Annotated in this window: 15 protein-coding genes; 8 read left to right on the plus strand and 7 right to left on the minus strand. The window is 74.7% G+C overall.

The window, feature by feature from the left end:
- Positions 1-22 precede the first annotated feature (22 nt).
- From VM636_RS07825 to VM636_RS07850, 6 genes are all read left to right on the plus strand, one after another.
- Positions 23-688, plus strand: a complete 666-nt coding sequence (locus tag VM636_RS07825) for an amino acid ABC transporter permease (RefSeq protein WP_030421217.1) — start codon at positions 23-25, stop codon at positions 686-688.
- Positions 685-1,581, plus strand: a complete 897-nt coding sequence (locus VM636_RS07830) for an amino acid ABC transporter permease (protein ID WP_030421216.1) — start codon at positions 685-687, stop codon at positions 1,579-1,581. The genes VM636_RS07825 and VM636_RS07830 overlap by 4 nt, the downstream gene beginning before the upstream one ends.
- 175 nt (positions 1,582-1,756) lie before the next feature.
- Positions 1,757-3,382 carry an FAD-dependent monooxygenase gene (locus VM636_RS07835; protein ID WP_053914391.1) on the plus strand — a complete coding sequence of 542 codons (1,626 nt, stop codon included), beginning with the start codon at positions 1,757-1,759 and terminating at the stop codon, positions 3,380-3,382.
- 337 nt (positions 3,383-3,719) lie between these two features.
- A complete protein-coding gene (locus tag VM636_RS07840; protein ID WP_311136958.1) occupies positions 3,720-3,791 on the plus strand; it encodes a putative leader peptide in 72 nt (23 codons plus the stop codon).
- A gap of 74 nt (positions 3,792-3,865) precedes the next feature.
- The gene (locus VM636_RS07845) at positions 3,866-4,420 is read left to right on the plus strand and encodes a cysteine dioxygenase (RefSeq protein ID WP_338484147.1); all 555 of its coding nucleotides are present in this window, start codon (positions 3,866-3,868) and stop codon (positions 4,418-4,420) included.
- Positions 4,417-4,809, plus strand: a complete 393-nt coding sequence (locus VM636_RS07850) for a rhodanese-like domain-containing protein (protein ID WP_078856026.1) — start codon at positions 4,417-4,419, stop codon at positions 4,807-4,809. The genes VM636_RS07845 and VM636_RS07850 overlap by 4 nt, the downstream gene beginning before the upstream one ends.
- Positions 4,810-5,009: 200 nt before the next feature.
- Here VM636_RS07850 and recX read toward each other — a convergent pair whose 3' ends face one another.
- From recX to VM636_RS07870, 4 genes are all read right to left on the minus strand, one after another.
- A complete protein-coding gene (gene recX, locus VM636_RS07855) occupies positions 5,010-5,870 on the minus strand; it encodes a recombination regulator RecX (RefSeq protein WP_030421212.1) in 861 nt (286 codons plus the stop codon).
- Between the two features lie 3 nt (positions 5,871-5,873).
- On the minus strand, positions 5,874-6,992 hold the full coding sequence (recA, locus tag VM636_RS07860) for a recombinase RecA (protein WP_030421211.1): 1,119 nt from the start codon (positions 6,990-6,992) through the stop codon (positions 5,874-5,876).
- A gap of 274 nt (positions 6,993-7,266) precedes the next feature.
- Complete coding sequence (locus VM636_RS07865; RefSeq protein WP_199825510.1) at positions 7,267-8,535, minus strand: AI-2E family transporter; 1,269 nt, start codon at positions 8,533-8,535, stop codon at positions 7,267-7,269.
- Between the two features lie 61 nt (positions 8,536-8,596).
- On the minus strand, positions 8,597-8,791 hold the full coding sequence (locus VM636_RS07870; protein WP_030421209.1) for a DUF3046 domain-containing protein: 195 nt from the start codon (positions 8,789-8,791) through the stop codon (positions 8,597-8,599).
- A gap of 82 nt (positions 8,792-8,873) precedes the next feature.
- Between VM636_RS07870 and VM636_RS07875 the strand changes: the two genes are divergently transcribed.
- Positions 8,874-9,791 (plus strand): hypothetical protein, encoded by a 918-nt coding sequence (locus VM636_RS07875; RefSeq protein ID WP_053914389.1) that lies wholly within the window; start codon positions 8,874-8,876, stop codon positions 9,789-9,791.
- Between the two features lie 12 nt (positions 9,792-9,803).
- On the opposite strand, the gene VM636_RS07880 is transcribed toward VM636_RS07875, so the two are convergent.
- From VM636_RS07880 to VM636_RS07890, 3 genes are read right to left on the minus strand one after another with little or no spacing between them, the layout of a single operon-like run.
- Complete coding sequence (locus tag VM636_RS07880) at positions 9,804-10,112, minus strand: AzlD domain-containing protein (RefSeq protein WP_030421207.1); 309 nt, start codon at positions 10,110-10,112, stop codon at positions 9,804-9,806.
- Positions 10,109-10,849 (minus strand): AzlC family ABC transporter permease, encoded by a 741-nt coding sequence (locus VM636_RS07885; protein WP_037858568.1) that lies wholly within the window; start codon positions 10,847-10,849, stop codon positions 10,109-10,111. Before VM636_RS07885 ends, VM636_RS07880 begins: the two co-directional genes overlap by 4 nt.
- Positions 10,846-11,712, minus strand: coding sequence for an AraC family transcriptional regulator (locus tag VM636_RS07890; protein WP_030421205.1), 867 nt, complete (start codon positions 11,710-11,712; stop codon positions 10,846-10,848). Before VM636_RS07890 ends, VM636_RS07885 begins: the two co-directional genes overlap by 4 nt.
- Positions 11,713-12,023: 311 nt before the next feature.
- Here VM636_RS07890 and VM636_RS07895 point away from each other — a divergent pair, with 311 nt between their 5' ends.
- Complete coding sequence (locus VM636_RS07895; RefSeq protein ID WP_338484157.1) at positions 12,024-16,886, plus strand: ATP-dependent helicase; 4,863 nt, start codon at positions 12,024-12,026, stop codon at positions 16,884-16,886.
- Positions 16,887-16,904: the final 18 nt, after the last annotated feature.

The raw sequence follows: 16,904 nt of genomic DNA on the forward strand, positions 1-16,904 counted from the left end.
ACACGCGGAAGCGCGGGAGATCGTGTTCGACTTTCTTCAGGATTACGACCTGCTGGGAGCCTTCTGGACGACGGTGCAGTTGACTGTGCTCTCGGCCGTCGGCTCCCTGATCTGGGGCACCATGCTGGCGGCCATGCGCGTCGGCCCGGTGCCGCTGATGCGCGGCTTCGGGACCGCCTACGTGAACATCGTGCGGAACATCCCCCTGACCGTCATCATCCTGTTCACGTCGCTGGGGCTGAACCTGACGCTGAACATCACGATGGGCGCCCAGGACTTCGAGACGATCAACTTCCGGCTCGCCGTCCTCGGTCTGAGCCTCTACACCGCGGCCTTCGTCTGCGAGGCGCTGCGCGCCGGCATCAACACGGTGCCGGTCGGCCAGGCCGAGGCCGCCCGCGCGATCGGCCTCAGCTTCACCCAGGTGCTCCGCCTGGTCGTGCTGCCGCAGGCCTTCCGCTCCTCCGTGGTGCCCCTGGCCAACGTGCTGATCGCCCTCACCAAGAACACCACGGTGGCCGCCGCCATCGGTGTGGCCGAGGCGGCGCTGGTGATGAAGGAGATGATCGAGAACGAGGCACAGCTCCTGCTGATCGCCGGCGTCATCGCCTTCGGTTTCGTGGTTCTGACGCTGCCGACCGGCCTGATCCTCGGCTGGGTGGGCAAGAAGGTGGCGGTGAAGCGATGAGCTCCGTTCTCTACGACGCCCAGGGCCCCCGCGCCAAGCGGCGCAACATCCTGTTCAACGTCCTCTTCCTCGTCGTCCTCGCCGCCGTGCTGTGGTGGGTCTTCGGCGCCCTCGACGAGAAGGGCCAGCTCGACTGGGTGAAGTGGGAGCCGTTCTTCACCGGCACCGAGGCCTGGTCGACGTACATCTGGCCCGGACTGCAGAACACGCTGCTGGCCGCCGCCCTCTCCGTCGTGATCGCGCTGCCGCTCGGCGCGGTGCTCGGCATCGCCCGCCTCTCCGACCACGCATGGGTGCGGGTCCCGGTCGGCGTCGTGGTCGAGTTCTTCCGGTCCATCCCCGTGCTGGTCCTGATGATCTTCGGTCTGGCGCTCTTCTCCGAGTACAGCAACGTCAGCTCGGACGACCGCCCGCTGTACGCGGTCGTCACCGGGCTCGTCCTGTACAACGCCTCCGTCCTCGCGGAGATCGTCCGCGCCGGCATCCTCGCGCTGCCCAAGGGCCAGGCCGAGGGCGCCATGGCGATCGGCCTGCGCAAGGGCCAGGTGATGCGGCTGATCCTGCTGCCGCAGGCCGTCACCACCATGCTGCCGGCCATCGTCAGCCAGCTCGTCGTGATCGTGAAGGACACCGCGCTCGGTGGCGCCGTCCTCACCTTCCCCGAACTGCTCTCCGCGGCCAACACCATGAGCAGCTACTACGGCGCCAACACCATCGCCAGCTTCACCGTCGTCGCCGCCATCTTCATCGCCATCAACTTCGCCCTCACCAGTTTCGCGAGCTGGCTGGAGCGCCGCCTGCGCCGCGCCAAGAAGTCGAGCGGCGCGGTGCTGAAGGCCGACGACGCCCAGATGACGGGTACGGCGGGCACCGGCACCGGGGGCACGATCTGACGCCCGATCATGTTGTGTGACCCTTATGGCGGCAGTGGCGATCACGCCACTGCCGCCGTCGCTTGACGCAAGCGGTGGCAATGGGTTGCATACGTTCTGTGATCGTGCACCCTGCGCCAACTTCGTGTTCACCCGTGTCCCCCGGGACGCTTCCGCGGACAGGGGGCACGTCGCCGTGGACCCGGTGATCATCGCCGGAGCGGGGCCCGTCGGGCTCACGCTCGCCCTGGCGCTGGCGCGTCAGGAGGTGCCCTCGGTCGTCCTCGACGACGGACCGGGCCGGGACGACCAGCGGCCCGCCCGCACCGTCGTCCTGCGCGAGGACACCGTCGCCCTCGTGGAACGGCTGGCCGGCACCTCCCTCACCCCGGCCGGACTGCGGTGGGCCGGATGGCGCTCGATGCGGCGCAGGCAGATCACGCGCGAGGTCGTCTTCGACGCCGGCACCCCCGCGCCCCTCCACCTCGCCCAGCACGTGCTGAACGGCGCCCTGCGCGCCGCCGCCGTCCGCCACCCCCTCGTCAAGGTCGCCGTGGAGAGCCGCCTCGACGACGTCGAACAGGAGCGGACCGGCGTCACCGCCCACACCCGCGGCCCCCGCGGCACCTGGTGGCGCGGCAGCTTCCTGGTCGGCTGCGACGGCCCCCGCTCCACCGTCCGCAAACTCCAGGACATCCGCTTCCCCGGCCGCACGGCGGTGGAACGATACGCCGTCGCCGCGCTACGCGCCGAACTCCCCTGGGACGACGAGGCGGTGCTGCACCGCACCCCGCCGTGGCGGCAGTCCGGGCCGCCGGCCGGGGAGGTCGTCGGCCGGCCGCTGCCGGACGGCGTGTGGCGCCTGGACTGGCTGCTCCCGCCGGGCAAGGACCTGGTCACCCCCGAACTCCTGGTGAACCGCGTCCGCGAGACCCTGGCCGGCTGGTGCGACGGCACGACCCCGCCCTACGAACTCCTCGACACCGGCGTCCACGTGGTCCACCACCGGCTGGCCCGACGCTGGCGCGCCGGCCGCGTCTTCCTCGCCGGGGACGCGGCGCACCTGCTCGGCGCCCTCGGCACGCAGGGGCTCGACGAGGGACTGCGCGACGCCGACAACCTCGCCTGGAAACTCGCCCTCGCCTGGCACCACGGGCCGCACAAGGCGCTGCTCGACAGCTACCAGCGCGAGCGGCGCACCGCCGTCGCCGCCCGGCTGCGCGCCGCCGACCAGGTGCTTCCGCTGCTGCGCGGCGGCGGGGGCCTGCGCGCCTACGTGCCCGGCTCGGCCCGCGGCCACGACGCGATGCTCGCCGACGCCCACCTCGGGCAGGGGGTGCTGGGCGCCCCCGGGACGTACGCCGACTCGCCGCTCACGCCCGGGGACCTGGAGGGGCCGGCGTCGGTGGACACGCCGCCGGGTGCGCCCGTCGCCGACGTGCGGGTCACCGCGGAGGACGGCGCGTTCGTCCGGCTGCGGGACCGGCTCGGCCGCGGATCGCTGCTGGTGGTGCTGGTGGCGCCGGGTACGGGCGTGTGGGACCGCAAGCACTGGGTGAGTGCCGGGATCATGCCCCGGCTGGCCGCCGCGGTGACGGCGCTGCCGTGCCGGGCCGAACTGCTGGTCGCGGAGGAGTATCCGGGTGCCGGCGCCCACACCGTCCTGCTGGTACGGCCCGACGGACACCTGGTGACGGCCCTGAGCGGGGTCCGCCCGGCCGACCTCTACACGGCGGCCGAGACCGCGCTCGGCGGCCCCGCGAAGCCGGCGCCCCCCACGGAGACCGAAGCGGAAGCGGGGGCCGCGGCGGGGTCCCGGTGAGGGGCGCGACCCCGGTACGGAGTGGGGCGGGGCCGGGCCGGACTGGGCGGAGTGACGGTGGGGCAGGGAGGCCGGTGCAGGGCGGGGCGACCAACGGGTCGGCGAGCGGGGGCCGGACCGGGGCCGCTGCCGGGAGGTGTCCGACGGGGTACCTGGGGCCGGGGACCGGCCCGTGGGGGCTTCTCGTCGGGCGGCACGGGGACGTGCACCATGCTGCCTTTCGTGACTCCTCGCCGGGCCGTCGAGCGCACCGGTGGCGGGTTGACGTCCGTCGGTTGACGGCGGGTTGACCGGCCTCCACGGCCGTGGTGTACTCCCGACCGTGACCGACACCGATGTGCGCCTGTGGCGGAGGGTCCATATGGACCTCGTCCGCTACGCGGGCTGCGTGTGTCGCCCCTCCCGCTGACATCGCCTCCCTCTCCGCGCGCCGCCGCCTCGCGCCGCGGCGCGCCCCGCGCGAACTTTCAGGACGGTCACCCCGTGTCTGCCCCCTCCACCGCCCCTGCCCTCTCCTCCCCCGCCCGGTCCGGCCCGGACGCCCCCGCGCCCACCGAGGCCCGGCTCCTCGACTTCGCCCGCCGGGCCGCCGCCGACACCGCGCTCGTCGCCTCGCTCCCCCTCTCCCCCGACGACCGCACCTGGCTGCGGCTGGACGGCCCCGGCGGCAGTGAGGCCTGGCTGATCGGCTGGCCGCCCGGCACCGGCACCGGCTGGCACGATCACGCCGACTCGCTGGGCGCCTTCGTCACGGCGGCCGGCGAACTCCGCGAGAACGCGCTCGCCGCCCGCCTGCCCACCGATGGCTGGCGCGCCCTCGAACTCGCCGACGGCGTCGACCGAGAGCGCCTCCTGCCCGCCGGTACCGGCCGCGCCTTCGGCCTCCACCACGTGCACGAGGTGCTCAACACCTCCCCCGACCGGCACGCCGTCTCCGTCCACGCCTACCACCCGCCCCTGCCGCGCATCCGCCGTTACAGCCGCAGCGGGCGGACGCTCCGGCTGGAGCAGGTCGAGCGCCCGGAGGACTGGCGGTGAACCGGCCGGTCGGGATCGACGCCCTCCTGGAACGCGTACGCCGCGGCTACCGGCGTGTCGACGCGCGCACCGCGTACGAGGCCGTCGGCGCCGGCGAGGCGCTGCTCGTGGACATCCGGTACACCGCTCTGCGGGAGCGGGACGGCGTGATCCCGGGGGCGCTGGTGATCGAGCGCAACGAACTCGAGTGGCGCCTCGACCCGTGGGGCGGCCACCGCGTTCCCGAGGCCACGCGCCACGACCTGAGGGTCGTCGTGGTGTGCGACGAGGGCTACGCGTCCAGCCTCGCCGCGGACTCCCTGCACCGCCTCGGCCTGTACCGGGCGACCGACCTGATCGGCGGCTTCCAGGCGTGGCGGGCGGCGGGCCTCCCGGTCACGTCGGCGTAGGCACCGGGTCCGCCCCCGCGCCGAAGGCACGGTCCAGTGTCGCGGAACGCCGCGGACAGGTGTGGTGACCGGCGGGCGGCGACAGCCGGTAGCGGACCGTGCGGGGACCGGACCGGCGGCGGTCCCGCCTGGGGATGTCCGCGGGCAGGGGGCCGTTGTCTGCTGCGCGTTGCTCCGGCCTCGACCGCGTCGGCCGGGCCTCAGTACCCCTCGTCGAGGTGCTCGGTGTCCTCCCCCTCCTCCTCCAGTGCCTGGCGGACCACGCGAAGGGCCATGCCCTCCGGGTAGCCCTTGCGGGCCAGCATTCCCGCGAGACGGCGCAGCCGCCTGTCCCGGTCGAGGCCCCGGGTGGCGCGCAGCTTCCGGGCGACGAGGTCGCGGGCGGTCTCCTCCTCCTGTGCGGAGTCGACCCGGGAGACGGCCTCGTCGATGGCGGCGGAGTCGACGCCCTTGGTGCGCAGCTCCCGGGCGAGTGCGCGCCGGGCCAGTCCGCGCCCGTGGTGGCGGGACTCCACCCAGGCCCGTGCGAAGGCGCCGTCGTCGATCAGGCCGACCTCCTCGAAGCGGGACAGCACCTCCTCGGCGGCTTCCTCGGGGATCTCCCGTTTGCGGAGGGCGTCGGCGAGCTGGCCGCGGGTGCGCGGGGTCCCGGTGAGCAGGCGCAGGCAGATGGCCCGTGCCTGCTCGACCGGGTCCCGCGGAGGCTCCTCCTTCTCGGCCCTCGACGAGGAAGCGTCGCCTCCGTCCTCGGTGGGCGGCCCGGCGGACCCGCGCCGCCCCCGCCCCCGGGCATCGGCCCGGTTCCGCCCCCCGGTCCGTCGCGCCCCGCCGACGGCACCCGTACCGTACGGCTCGGCGTCGCCGTACTCCGGGAACGGGCCGTCCGCGCCGTCGGCGAACGCGTCCGTCCCGTACGGGCCGCCTCCTGCTCGGGCGGGGTACCCGCCGTACCCGTCGCCCTCCGGGCCGGCGGTGTTCCGGCCGCCCGGTCGGGTGCGCTCACGCTCGGACGGGGCGATGTCCTGGCGGGCGTACTCGGACCAGTCGGTTCGTCGTGTCACGGATCAGCTCTTGGCCGCCGCGGCCTTGGACTTGGCGGTCTTGGCCGCCGTGGGGGCGGGGACGGCCGGAGCCGCGGCCTCAGCGGCGGCGTCCGCGGCCGGCTCGGCCGCCGTCGTCTCCTCGGGCCGTACGCCGACGCCCAGCTTCTCCTTGATCTTCTTCTCGATCTCGTTGGCCAGGTCCGGGTTGTCCTTGAGGAAGTTGCGCGCGTTCTCCTTGCCCTGGCCGAGCTGGTCGCCCTCGTACGTGTACCAGGCGCCGGCCTTGCGGACGAAGCCGTGCTCCACGCCCATGTCGATCAGACCGCCCTCACGGCTGATGCCCTGGCCGTAGAGGATGTCGAACTCGGCCTGCTTGAAGGGGGGCGCGACCTTGTTCTTGACGACCTTGCAGCGGGTGCGGTTGCCGACCGCTTCCGTGCCGTCCTTGAGGGTCTCGATGCGGCGGATGTCGATGCGCACCGAGGCGTAGAACTTCAGCGCCCGGCCACCGGTGGTGGTCTCGGGGGAGCCGAACATCACGCCGATCTTCTCGCGGAGCTGGTTGATGAAGATCGCGGTGGTCTTGGACTGGTTGAGCGCGCTGGTGATCTTCCGCAGGGCCTGGCTCATCAGGCGGGCCTGGAGGCCGACGTGGCTGTCGCCCATCTCGCCCTCGATCTCCGCACGCGGCACGAGCGCGGCGACGGAGTCGATGACGATGAGGTCGAGGGCGCCGGAGCGGACCAGCATGTCCACGATCTCCAGGGCCTGCTCGCCGTTGTCCGGCTGGGAGAGGATCAGGTTGTCGATGTCGACGCCGAGCTTCTTGGCGTACTCGGGGTCGAGGGCGTGCTCCGCGTCCACGAAGGCGACCTGGCCGCCGGCCTTCTGCGCGTTCGCCACCGCGTGCAGGGTCAGGGTCGTCTTGCCGGAGGACTCGGGGCCGTAGATCTCCACGACCCGGCCGCGGGGGAGGCCGCCCACGCCGAGGGCGACGTCGAGCGCGGTGGAGCCGGTCGAGATGACCTCGATGGGCTCCCTCGTGCGGTCGCCCATGCGCATGACCGCGCCCTTGCCGAATTGCCGTTCAATCTGTGCGAGAGCGGCGTCCAGGGCCTTCTCGCGGTCGGTTCCTGCCATGGGTTCCACCCGGTTTGCTTGATTCGATCGCTTCACGTCTCAGACGCTAATGCCTGCCACTGACAATGCGCCCCGAGGCCGGTCCGGCCTGTGGATAACTCGGGCATCTCTCCCCTCGGCCCCGGCCTCCGCACCCGTCGCGGACCGTGCCGGAACCCCCATGAGAATAGATGTTCGATTTTCGTGTCAAGCGCGCCACGCACCCCCTTCGAGGGAACGAGACCGGGAGCCGGACCCCGGCCGGAGGGCCGGGCGATGCCCGGCCCCGGCCCGCTCAGGACGCCGGGCCGCCCCCGCCGCCGTCCGCCCCGGACGGCTCCGCGCCCGCTCGCCGGCCCCACAGCCGCCGCATCCGCGTGGCCGCCCCCGGCTCCGCGCCCCGGCCCCGGCGCCCGTGGACGCGCGGGTCGTCGGCGACGTCGTACCGCCTGACGTAGGCGCCGAGGAACGCCTGGAGCGTGGCGACGGCCGGGATCGCGATGAGCGCCCCGACCGCGCCCAGCAGGGCGGTGCCGGCGATGACCGAGCCGAAGGCGACCGCGGGGTGGATGTCCACGGTCTTCGAGGTCAGCTTGGGCTGCAGGACGTAGTTCTCGAACTGCTGGTAGATCACCACGAAGGCCAGTACCCACAGCGCGTACCAGGGGTCGACGGTGAAGGCGATCAGCATGGGCAGCGCGCCCGCGAGGTACGTGCCGATGGTGGGGATGAACTGCGACACCAGGCCCACCCACACCGCGAGGGCGGGCGCGTAGGGCACCTCCAGGACCTCGAGGACCACGTAGTGCGCGATGCCGGAGATCAACGCCATCAGCCCGCGCGAGTAGAGGTAGCCGCCGGTCTTGTCCACGGCGATCTCCCACGCGCGCAGCACCTCGGACTGGCGGGCGGGCGGCAGGACGGAGCAGAGCGCGCGCCGCAGCCGGGGCCCGTCCGCGGCGAAGTAGAACGAGAAGAGCGCTATGGTCAGCAGCCGGAAGAGGCCCCCGAGGACCTGCGCGGACACGTCCAGGACGCCGCTGGCGCCATTCTGCACGTAGGTGCGCAGCCAGTCGGAGCGGAGCAGGCCCTCCTGGATGTCCACCCGTCTCAGCTCGGTGTGGAAGTGGCTGTTGATCCAGTTGATGACGGAGTCGAGGTACTCCGGGAAGTCCTCCACCATCTTGACGATCTGACCGGCCAGCATCGAGCCGAGCAGGGTCACGAACCCGGCGGCGGCGATCAGCACGGCGAGGAACACCAGGAACGTGGCGAGCCCGCGCCGCATGCCGCGCGCGGCCATCCAGCTCACCGCGGGCTCCACGGCGAGCGCGAGGAAGAACGCGATGAGGGCGTTGACCAGCAGGCCCGTGAGCTGGTGGAACGCCCAACTGCCCAACTGGAAGGCGGCCACCAGGGCGAGCGCCAGCACCATGGCGCGCGGCAGCCAGCGGGGCATGCCGGAACTCGTGCCCGAGAGGCCGCCCGGAGGCGGGGCGGGCGGCGTCGGGCCGGGCGGGGATGCGTGCCGGGCGTCCTGCCCGCTCTGGTCATTCGGTGCCACGGGACCAAGTCTCACCCACGTGGCGGAGGGCCAGGACCCGTCCGGGCCTCCTCGGGTGCGGTCAGCGCCGTTCCGGGGGGACGTCCATCACCGTGCAGACGACCCGCCACACCTCTTTCGCGTCCCAGCCGGCGTCCAGGGCCTCGTGCACGGTACGCCCTCCCAGCTCGTTCATGACATGGTCGCGCGCGAAGGTGTCGGCGTATCCCGGACCGAAGTGATCCGTCATCCGCTGCCAGAAGACCGTCAACCGCATGCGTCCAGTATCGCGCCCCGTGCGAGTGGGCCCGCGGCCGGGACCGGGTGCCGAGACCGCTTTGCGCCCTACGGTCTGTCGCATGGCAGCTACGGATGCTTCCCCCCTCCCCCCGGCCTCCCCGGCACGCTCCCCGCTCACGCGCGCGGAGCACTTCGTCTGGCTCACCGCGCGGGTGCTGGAGCAGCGCCTGTTCGCCCACCACTTCCGCGGCCAGGGCGCCGACCCGGTGGAGACCGCCCTGGACGCCTACCGCAACGAGGACGGCGGGTACGGCCACGCGCTGGAGCCCGGTCTGCGCGGTCCGGCGAGCCGGCCTCGGCACGCCGCGCGGGCCCTCGCCGTGCTGGACGCCATCGGGCGGTGCGGCGGCCAGCGGGTCGAGCGCGTGTGCCGCTACCTCACCTCCGTCTCCACCGCCGACGGGGCGCTGCCGGCGGGCGAGCACACGGGGCGCGTCGCGCCCGGCTCGCTCGGCGACCTGCTCGCCACCGCGCCGGTCGTCGGGCTGCTGCACCGCAACGAGGTGTGGCACGCCTGGCTGTTCCGTGCCACCGACTTCTGCTGGGACGCTGTCGAGTCGACGGAGGCCACGCACCCCCGCGAGGTGGAGGCCGCGCTGGCCTTCCTGGACTCCGTGCCCGACCGCCCGCGCGCGCGTGCCGCCGCGGACCGGCTGGGCCGCCTGGTGCGGGTACGGCGGCTCGCCGTGCTGGAGCCGGACGCCCGGCACGCCCGCCGGGCCCTGCCGGGCCGGGTCCCGGGCGGGCGCCGCTTCCCGCACGACTACGCGCGCACGCCGGGTTCCCTGGCCCGCGCGTGGTTCACGGACACCGAGATGGCCCGCTCCCTGGACGTCCTCGTGGCGGCACAGCAGGAGGACGGCGGCTGGCCCGTCACCGACCCCCTGGGGAGCGCCTCGGCCGACCGGGAGGCCCGCCCGGGGGCGACGCTCGACGCGCTGCTCACCCTGCGGTCCCACGGCCGCCTCCCCGGCTGAGCGACGACCGCCTCAGCCGCCCAGGGCCCGCACCCCGGCGGTCACCACCACGGCCGCCGCGACGACGACCAGGAACGGGGCGCGCAGCACCAGGGCCACCGCGGCGGCGGCCACTCCGGCGGCCCGCGCGTCCAGGACGAGGGCGTGCCCGTCGGCGAAGGTCTGCTGGGCGGTGAGCGCGGCGAGCAGGGCGACGGGCAGCAGGGCGGCCAGTCGTTTGACCAGGGGGCGTTCCAGCGCGCCCGCCGGGACGAGCAGTCCGAGCAGCTTGACGGCGTAGCAGCCGACGGCGGTGACACCGATGGCGATCCAGATGTTCACCGCGGCTCCTCCCCCGGCGTGCCGGCGGAGCCACCGGAGCGGCGGCCCCGCGCCCACAGGACGGCCGGCGCGGCGAGCGCGGCCACCAGGACGGGCACCCCGGCGGGCAGGACGGGCAGCAGTCCGAGCCCGAGCACGACGGCCAGGGCGGCGGTCGCGCGCTCGGTCGTGGTCTTCAGCATCGGTGCGAGCAGCGCGAGGAAGACCGCGGGACCGGCCGCGTCCAGTCCCCAGGCGTCGGTGTCGCCGAGCGCCTCCGCGCCCAGCGCGCCGAGCAGCGTGGTCAGGTTCCACAGCACGTACAGCGTGACCCCGGTGACGGCGAACCCGATCCGGACGCCGCGCCGGGTGGGCTGGGCGAGGGCCACGGCGGTCGTCTCGTCGATGACCCACTGGGCGGCGAACGGCCGCACCACGCGCGGCAGGGCCAGCAACTGCGACAGCCGCAGCCCGTAGAAGGCGTTGCGTACGCCCAGGAAGAAGGCGCCCGCCGCGGCCGTGAGCGGGTTCCCGCCGGCCGCGAGCGCGCCGACGAGCGCGAACTGGGAGGCCCCGGTGAACACCAGGAGGCTGAGCGCGCAGGTCTGCAGGAGCGTCAGTCCGCTGCCCGCCGAGGTCACCCCGAAGGCGAACCCGGACAGGCCGACGGCGACCCCCACCCCGAGTGCGTCCCGTACGACGGCGGCGTCCGGCTTCGCTCCGGCGTCCGTGTCCGGGACGGCTGTCTGTTCTCTCACGCCCGAGACGGTAGGAGAAGACCCCGGCCCGTGTCTTGTACGTTCTTGCGCTCCCGCTGGTAGGCGCCCGGAGGCACGCCCACGATCCGGGTGAAGTGGCGGTTCAGGTGGGGCTGGTCGGTGAAGCCGACGGCGGCCGCCGTCTCGGAGGGCGGGGTCCCGGCGTCCAGCAGGCGCCGCGCCCGGCGCACCCGGGCGTCGGTCAGCCAGGTGTGGGGCGGCATGCCGTAGGCGTCCCGGAAGGCGCGCAGCAGGGCGAAGGGGCTGCTGCCGAGTTCTCCGGCGAGTTCCTCCAGGCTGGGCGGTCCGGCCAGCCGCTCCTCCAGCAGGGCACGCGCGCGTGCGGCCGTGCGGGCGCCCGCGCTGCGCACGTCCCGCCGGGGCAGCGGCCCGCCGTTCAGGCGCAGCAGCCGGGTCACCGCGACCCTGAGCAGGGTGTCGGCGGCCAGGGCGTTGCCCTCGTCGGTGGCGCGCAGCACCTTGTGCACGAGTTCGACGGTGTGGGGGTCGTCGAGGACGGGCCGGACGAAGCCGGGGGTGCCGCGCAGCGTGGTGGTCTCGGCGGCGATGGCGGCGACCACGTCGGGCGAGGGGTACACGGCGCCGTAACGCCATCCCTCGGGCACGCCGGCGCGGCCGGTGTGCGGGGTGTCGGGGTTGACGAGGGCGAGCGTGCCGGCGGCGGCGTACTGGTCGCCGCCGCCGTGGTGGAAGATCTCGACGCCGGCGGCGATGGCGGCGATGACGAAGTGCTCGTGGGTGTGCCGGACGAAGCTCTTGCGTACGTACCGGGCACGGAGCAGGTCGACACCGGGCAGTTCCTCGTACCGCCAGTGCCGTGCCCGCTCGTCCGTTCCCGCCATGCCGTCATTCTCCGCCACGGGGCGCGGGGGCCGCCGGGCCGTCCACGGGTGCCACGGCGGACCACAGGTCCGGGTCCACGGGGGCCGCGGCGGGGGCCTCCAGGTCGCTCCACGGAGGCCGCGGCAGGGACCACCAGGTCGGTCCACGGGGGCCGCCGGGCGCCGGCCGCGGGGCGCCGGGCCGTCCGCGAGCCGCCCCGGCGCCGGGGCCGCGCCGCCGCGTCCGGCGTCGCCGCACCCTCCTCTCGCCCCCGTCATCCGCGTTCGTCCCGCTCAGGACGACTGTCGGTGGCCGGGTGCAGGATGGAGCCATGGTCAGCTCCGCACCCCGAGCCCTGGACGGCTTCTCCCCCGCGACCCGCGGCTGGTTCACGGGGGCCTTCTCCGCGCCCACCGCCGCCCAGGCGGGCGCGTGGCGGGCCATCGGCCGGGGCTCGGACGTGCTGGTGGTCGCCCCCACCGGCTCGGGGAAGACGCTGGCCGCCTTCCTCGCCGCGCTGGACCGGCTGGCGTCGGTGCCGCCGCCCGCCGACTCCAAGAAGCGCTGCCGCGTGCTGTACATCTCCCCGCTCAAGGCCCTCGCGGTCGACGTCGAGCGCAATCTGCGCAGTCCGCTGACCGGCATCCGGCAGGAGTCGGTACGGCGCGGCCTTCCCGAGCCGGAGATCAAGGTCGGCATCCGCTCCGGCGACACCCCGGCCGCCGAGCGCCGCGCGCTGTCCACCCGCCCGCCGGACATCCTGATCACCACCCCGGAGTCCCTGTTCCTCATGCTCACCTCGGCCACGCGGGACGCGCTGACCGGTGTGGAGACCGTGATCCTCGACGAGGTGCACGCGGTGGCGGGCACCAAGCGCGGCGCCCACCTCGCGCTCTCCCTGGAGCGCCTCGACGAGCTGCTGCCGAGGCCGGCCCGGCGCATCGGCCTGTCGGCGACGGTCCGCCCGGTGGACGAGGTGGCCCGGTTCCTGTCGCCGCGGCGCAAGGTCGAGATCGTGCAGCCCGACTCGGGCAAGGAGTTCGACCTCTCCGTCGTCGTCCCGGTCGAGGACATGGGAGAGCTGGGCGGCTCCCCGGCGGCCGACGCGGACGCGAACGCCGAGCGGCCGTCGATCTGGCCCCACGTCGAGGAGCGCATCGCCGACCTCGTGCAGGCACACCGCTCCACGATCGTCTTCGCCAACTCCCGGCGCCTCGCCGAGCGCCTGTGCAACCGGCTCAACGAGATCGCGTACGAACGGGCCACCGGCGAGCCTCCGGCCGAGCACCATTCCCCGGCCGAGCTGATGGGCGGCTCGGGCGCCGCCCAGGGCGCCCCGCCCGTGCTCGCCCGCGCCCACCACGGCTCGGTCTCCAAGGAGCAGCGCTCCCTCGTCGAGGAGGACCTGAAAGCGGGCCGCCTGCCCGCGGTGGTGGCCACCTCCAGCCTGGAGCTGGGCATCGACATGGGCGCCGTCGACCTGGTCGTCCAGGTCGAGTCCCCGCCGTCCGTCGCCTCCGGTCTCCAGCGCGTCGGGCGGGCCGGGCACCAGGTCGGCGCCGTCTCCACGGGCGTGGTCTTCCCGAAGTACCGCGGCGACCTCGTGCAGGCCGCGGTGGTCACCGAGCGGATGCGCACCGGCGCCATCGAGTCCCTGCGCATCCCGGCGAACCCGCTGGACGTCCTCGCCCAGCAGCTCGTCGCGATGACCGCGCTGGACACCTGGCAGGCCGACGACCTGCTCACCGTGGTCCGCCGGGCCGCCCCCTTCGCCTCGCTCCCGGAGTCGGCGTTCACCGCCGTCCTGGACATGCTCGCGGGCCGCTACCCTTCCGACGCCTTCGCCGAGCTGCGCCCGCGCGTGGTCTGGGACCGGGTCGCCGGCACGGTCACGGGCCGGCCCGGCGCCCAGCGGCTCGCCGTCACCTCCGGCGGCACCATCCCGGACCGGGGCCTCTTCGGGGTCTTCCTCGCCGGCGCCGACCCGAAGAAGGGCGGCGGCCGGGTCGGCGAGCTGGACGAGGAGATGGTCTACGAGTCGCGGGTCGGGGACGTCTTCACGCTCGGCACCAGTTCCTGGCGCATCGAGGACATCACCCGCGACCGCGTGCTGGTCTCCCCCGCCCCGGGCGTGCCGGGCAGGCTGCCCTTCTGGAAGGGCGACCAACTGGGCCGCCCCCTGGAGCTGGGCCGCGCGCTCGGCGCCTTCCTGCGCGAGGTCGGCTCCCTCGGCCGGGAGGACGCCCGGCTGCGCCTGCTCACCGCCGGACTCGACGCGTGGGCCGCCGACAACGTGCTGGCCTACCTCGACGAACAGCGCGAGGCGTGCGGGCACGTCCCCGACGACCGCACGATCGTCGTGGAGCGCTTCCGGGACGAACTGGGCGACTGGCGGGTCGTGGTCCACTCCCCCTTCGGCGCCCAGGTGCACGCCCCCTGGGCGCTCGCGCTCGGCGCCCGCCTCTCCGAGCGGTACGGCATGGACGCGCAGGTCATGCACGCCGACGACGGCATCGTGCTGCGCCTGCCGGACGCCGACCTGATGGGCCTGGACCTGCTCGACCAGGCCCCGGCGCGGCCCGGCACGGAGTACGACGCGGAGCAGGCGCCGGTCGGCGCGGCCGACGTCGTCTTCGACAAGGGCGAGGTCGACCGGGTCGTCACCGACCAGGTGGGCGGCTCGGCCCTGTTCGCCTCCCGGTTCCGCGAGTGCGCGGCCCGCGCCCTGCTGCTGCCGCGCCGCAGCCCGGGGCGGCGCACCCCGCTGTGGCAGCAGCGCCAGCGCGCCGCCCAGTTGCTGGAGGTGGCGAGCGAGTACGGCTCGTTCCCGATCGTGCTGGAGGCGGTCCGCGAATGCCTCCAGGACGTCTTCGACGTGCCGGGGCTCGCCGAGCTGATGGGCGACCTGGAGTCCCGCCGGGTGCGCCTGGTCGAGGTCACCACCCCGGAGGCGTCGCCCTTCGCCCGCTCGCTCCTGTTCGGGTACGTCGCCCAGTTCCTCTACGAGGGGGACTCGCCGCTCGCCGAGCGCCGTGCGGCGGCGCTCTCCCTGGACTCGCGGCTGCTGGCCGAGCTGCTGGGCCAGGCGGAGCTGCGCGAGCTGCTGGACGCGGACGTGCTCACCGAGCTGGAACGCGAGTTGCAGTGGCTCACCGAGGACCGCCGGATCAAGGACCCGGAGGGCGTCGCGGACGTGCTGCGGCTGCTCGGCCCGCTCGCCGACGACGAGCTGGCCCGGCGGGGTGCCGAGCCGGGATGGGTGCGGGAGCTGGCCGCCGCCCGGCGGGTGATCCCGGTACGCGTCGCGGGCGAGGACCGCTGGGCGGCGATCGAGGACGCCGGCCGGCTGCGCGACGCGCTGGGCACGGCGTTGCCGGTGGGCGTGCCCGAGGCGTTCACCGAGCCGGTGAAGGACCCCCTGGGGGACCTCCTCGCCCGCCACGCCCGCACGCACGGCCCGTTCACCTCGGTGACGGCGGCGGAGCGTTTCGGCCTGGGCGTCGCGGTCACCGAGGGTGCCCTGCAGCGGCTGGGGGCGGCCGGCCGGGTGGTGCAGGGCGAGTTCCATCCGGCGGGCATCGGCCAGGAGTGGTGCGACGCCACGGTGCTGCGCAGGCTGCGCCGGCGGTCGCTGGCGGCGCTCCGCCAGGAGCTGGAACCAGCCCCGCCCGCCGCGCTGGGCCAGTTCCTGCCCCAGTGGCAGCACATCGGGCGGGGGCACACCCTGCGCGGCGTGGACGGGCTGGTGCGGGCCATCGAACAGTTGCAGGGCGCCTCCGTGCCCGCCTCGGCCCTGGAGAAGCTGGTGCTGCCGTCCCGGGTGGGCGGGTACACCCCGGCGATGCTGGACGAGCTGACCGCCTCCGGCGAGGTGGTGTGGGCCGGGGCGGGCTCCCTTCCCGGCAAGGACGGCTGGGTCTCGCTCTACCTGGCGGACGCGGCGCCGCTGTTGCTGCCGCCCCCGCAGCCCCTGGAGCAGACCGCCCTGCACCAATCCGTCCTGGACGCCCTCTCCGGCGGCTACGGGCTCTTCTTCCGGCAGATCGCCGACCAGGTCCGTGCCACCACCCACCCGGACTCCACCGATCCGCAGCTCGCCGACGCCCTGTGGGACCTGGCCTGGTCCGGACGGCTGACGAACGACACCCTGGCACCGCTGCGCGCCCTGCTGGGCTCGGGCCGCACCGCCGGCTCCACCGCCCACCGGGCCCGGCGCGCGGTGCCCCGCGGGCGGTACGGCACGCTGACGGCCGCCGCCCGCGGCGCCTCCCGCACCGGGCCGCCCACGGTGGCGGGCCGCTGGTCGCTGCTGCCGGAGCGGGAGGGCGACACGACCGTGCGCGCCCACGCCCTGGCCCGCACGCTGCTGGACCGGCACGGGGTGGTGACGCGCGGCGCGGTCGGCGCGGAGGGCGTCGAGGGCGGCTTCTCGGCGGTGTACCGGGTGCTGGCCGTCTTCGAGGAGAGCGGCCAGGCCCGGCGGGGCTACGTGGTGGAGGGGCTGGGAGCGGCCCAGTTCGCCATGGAGGGCGCCGTGGACCGGCTGCGCGCGGTGGCCAACGCCCGCGAGCGGGGCGACGGCCCGCCCCCCGCGCCGCCGGCCGGCCCCGACGGCACCGGCACCGGCACCGGCGACTGGTCCCTCGACGAGTTCCCGCCCGGTGACCCCGCCTCCGCCCACGGGTACGCCGAACCGGGCGCGGGCGGTCCCCGCGGCGGCTACGGCGACACCGGCGGATACGGCACCGGGTACGACCCGGGCCAGGGCGACGGCTTCCGCGGCCGGGCCCGTCCCGGCGCCGGGCCCCGTGCCGTCGTCCTGGCCGCCGCCGATCCCGCCAACGCCTACGGCGCCGCCCTGACCTGGCCCGATCCCCCGCCCGGCGCCACGCACAAGCCGGGCCGCAAGGCGGGCTCACTGGTGGTGCTCGTCGACGGCGAACTGGCCCTGTACATGGAGCGCGGCGGCAAGACCGTGCTGCTCTGGCCCACCGGCCCGGAGGCCCCGCCGACGGGTGACCCCCGGCTGCGCGCGGCCACGAAGGCCCTGTCCGAGGCCGCCCGTGCGGGCTCCCTCGGCACGGTCACCGTCGAGCGGATCAACGGTTCCGCCGCCCTGACCTCGCCCTTCGGCACCCTGCTGGAGGAGGCCGGCTTCATCGCCACCCCGCGCGGCCTGCGCATCCGGGCGTGAGCCTGCCACCCTGGGAGC

It is taken from the genome of Streptomyces sp. SCSIO 75703, assembly GCF_036607905.1.
Taxonomy (GTDB): Bacteria; Actinomycetota; Actinomycetes; order Streptomycetales; family Streptomycetaceae; genus Streptomyces.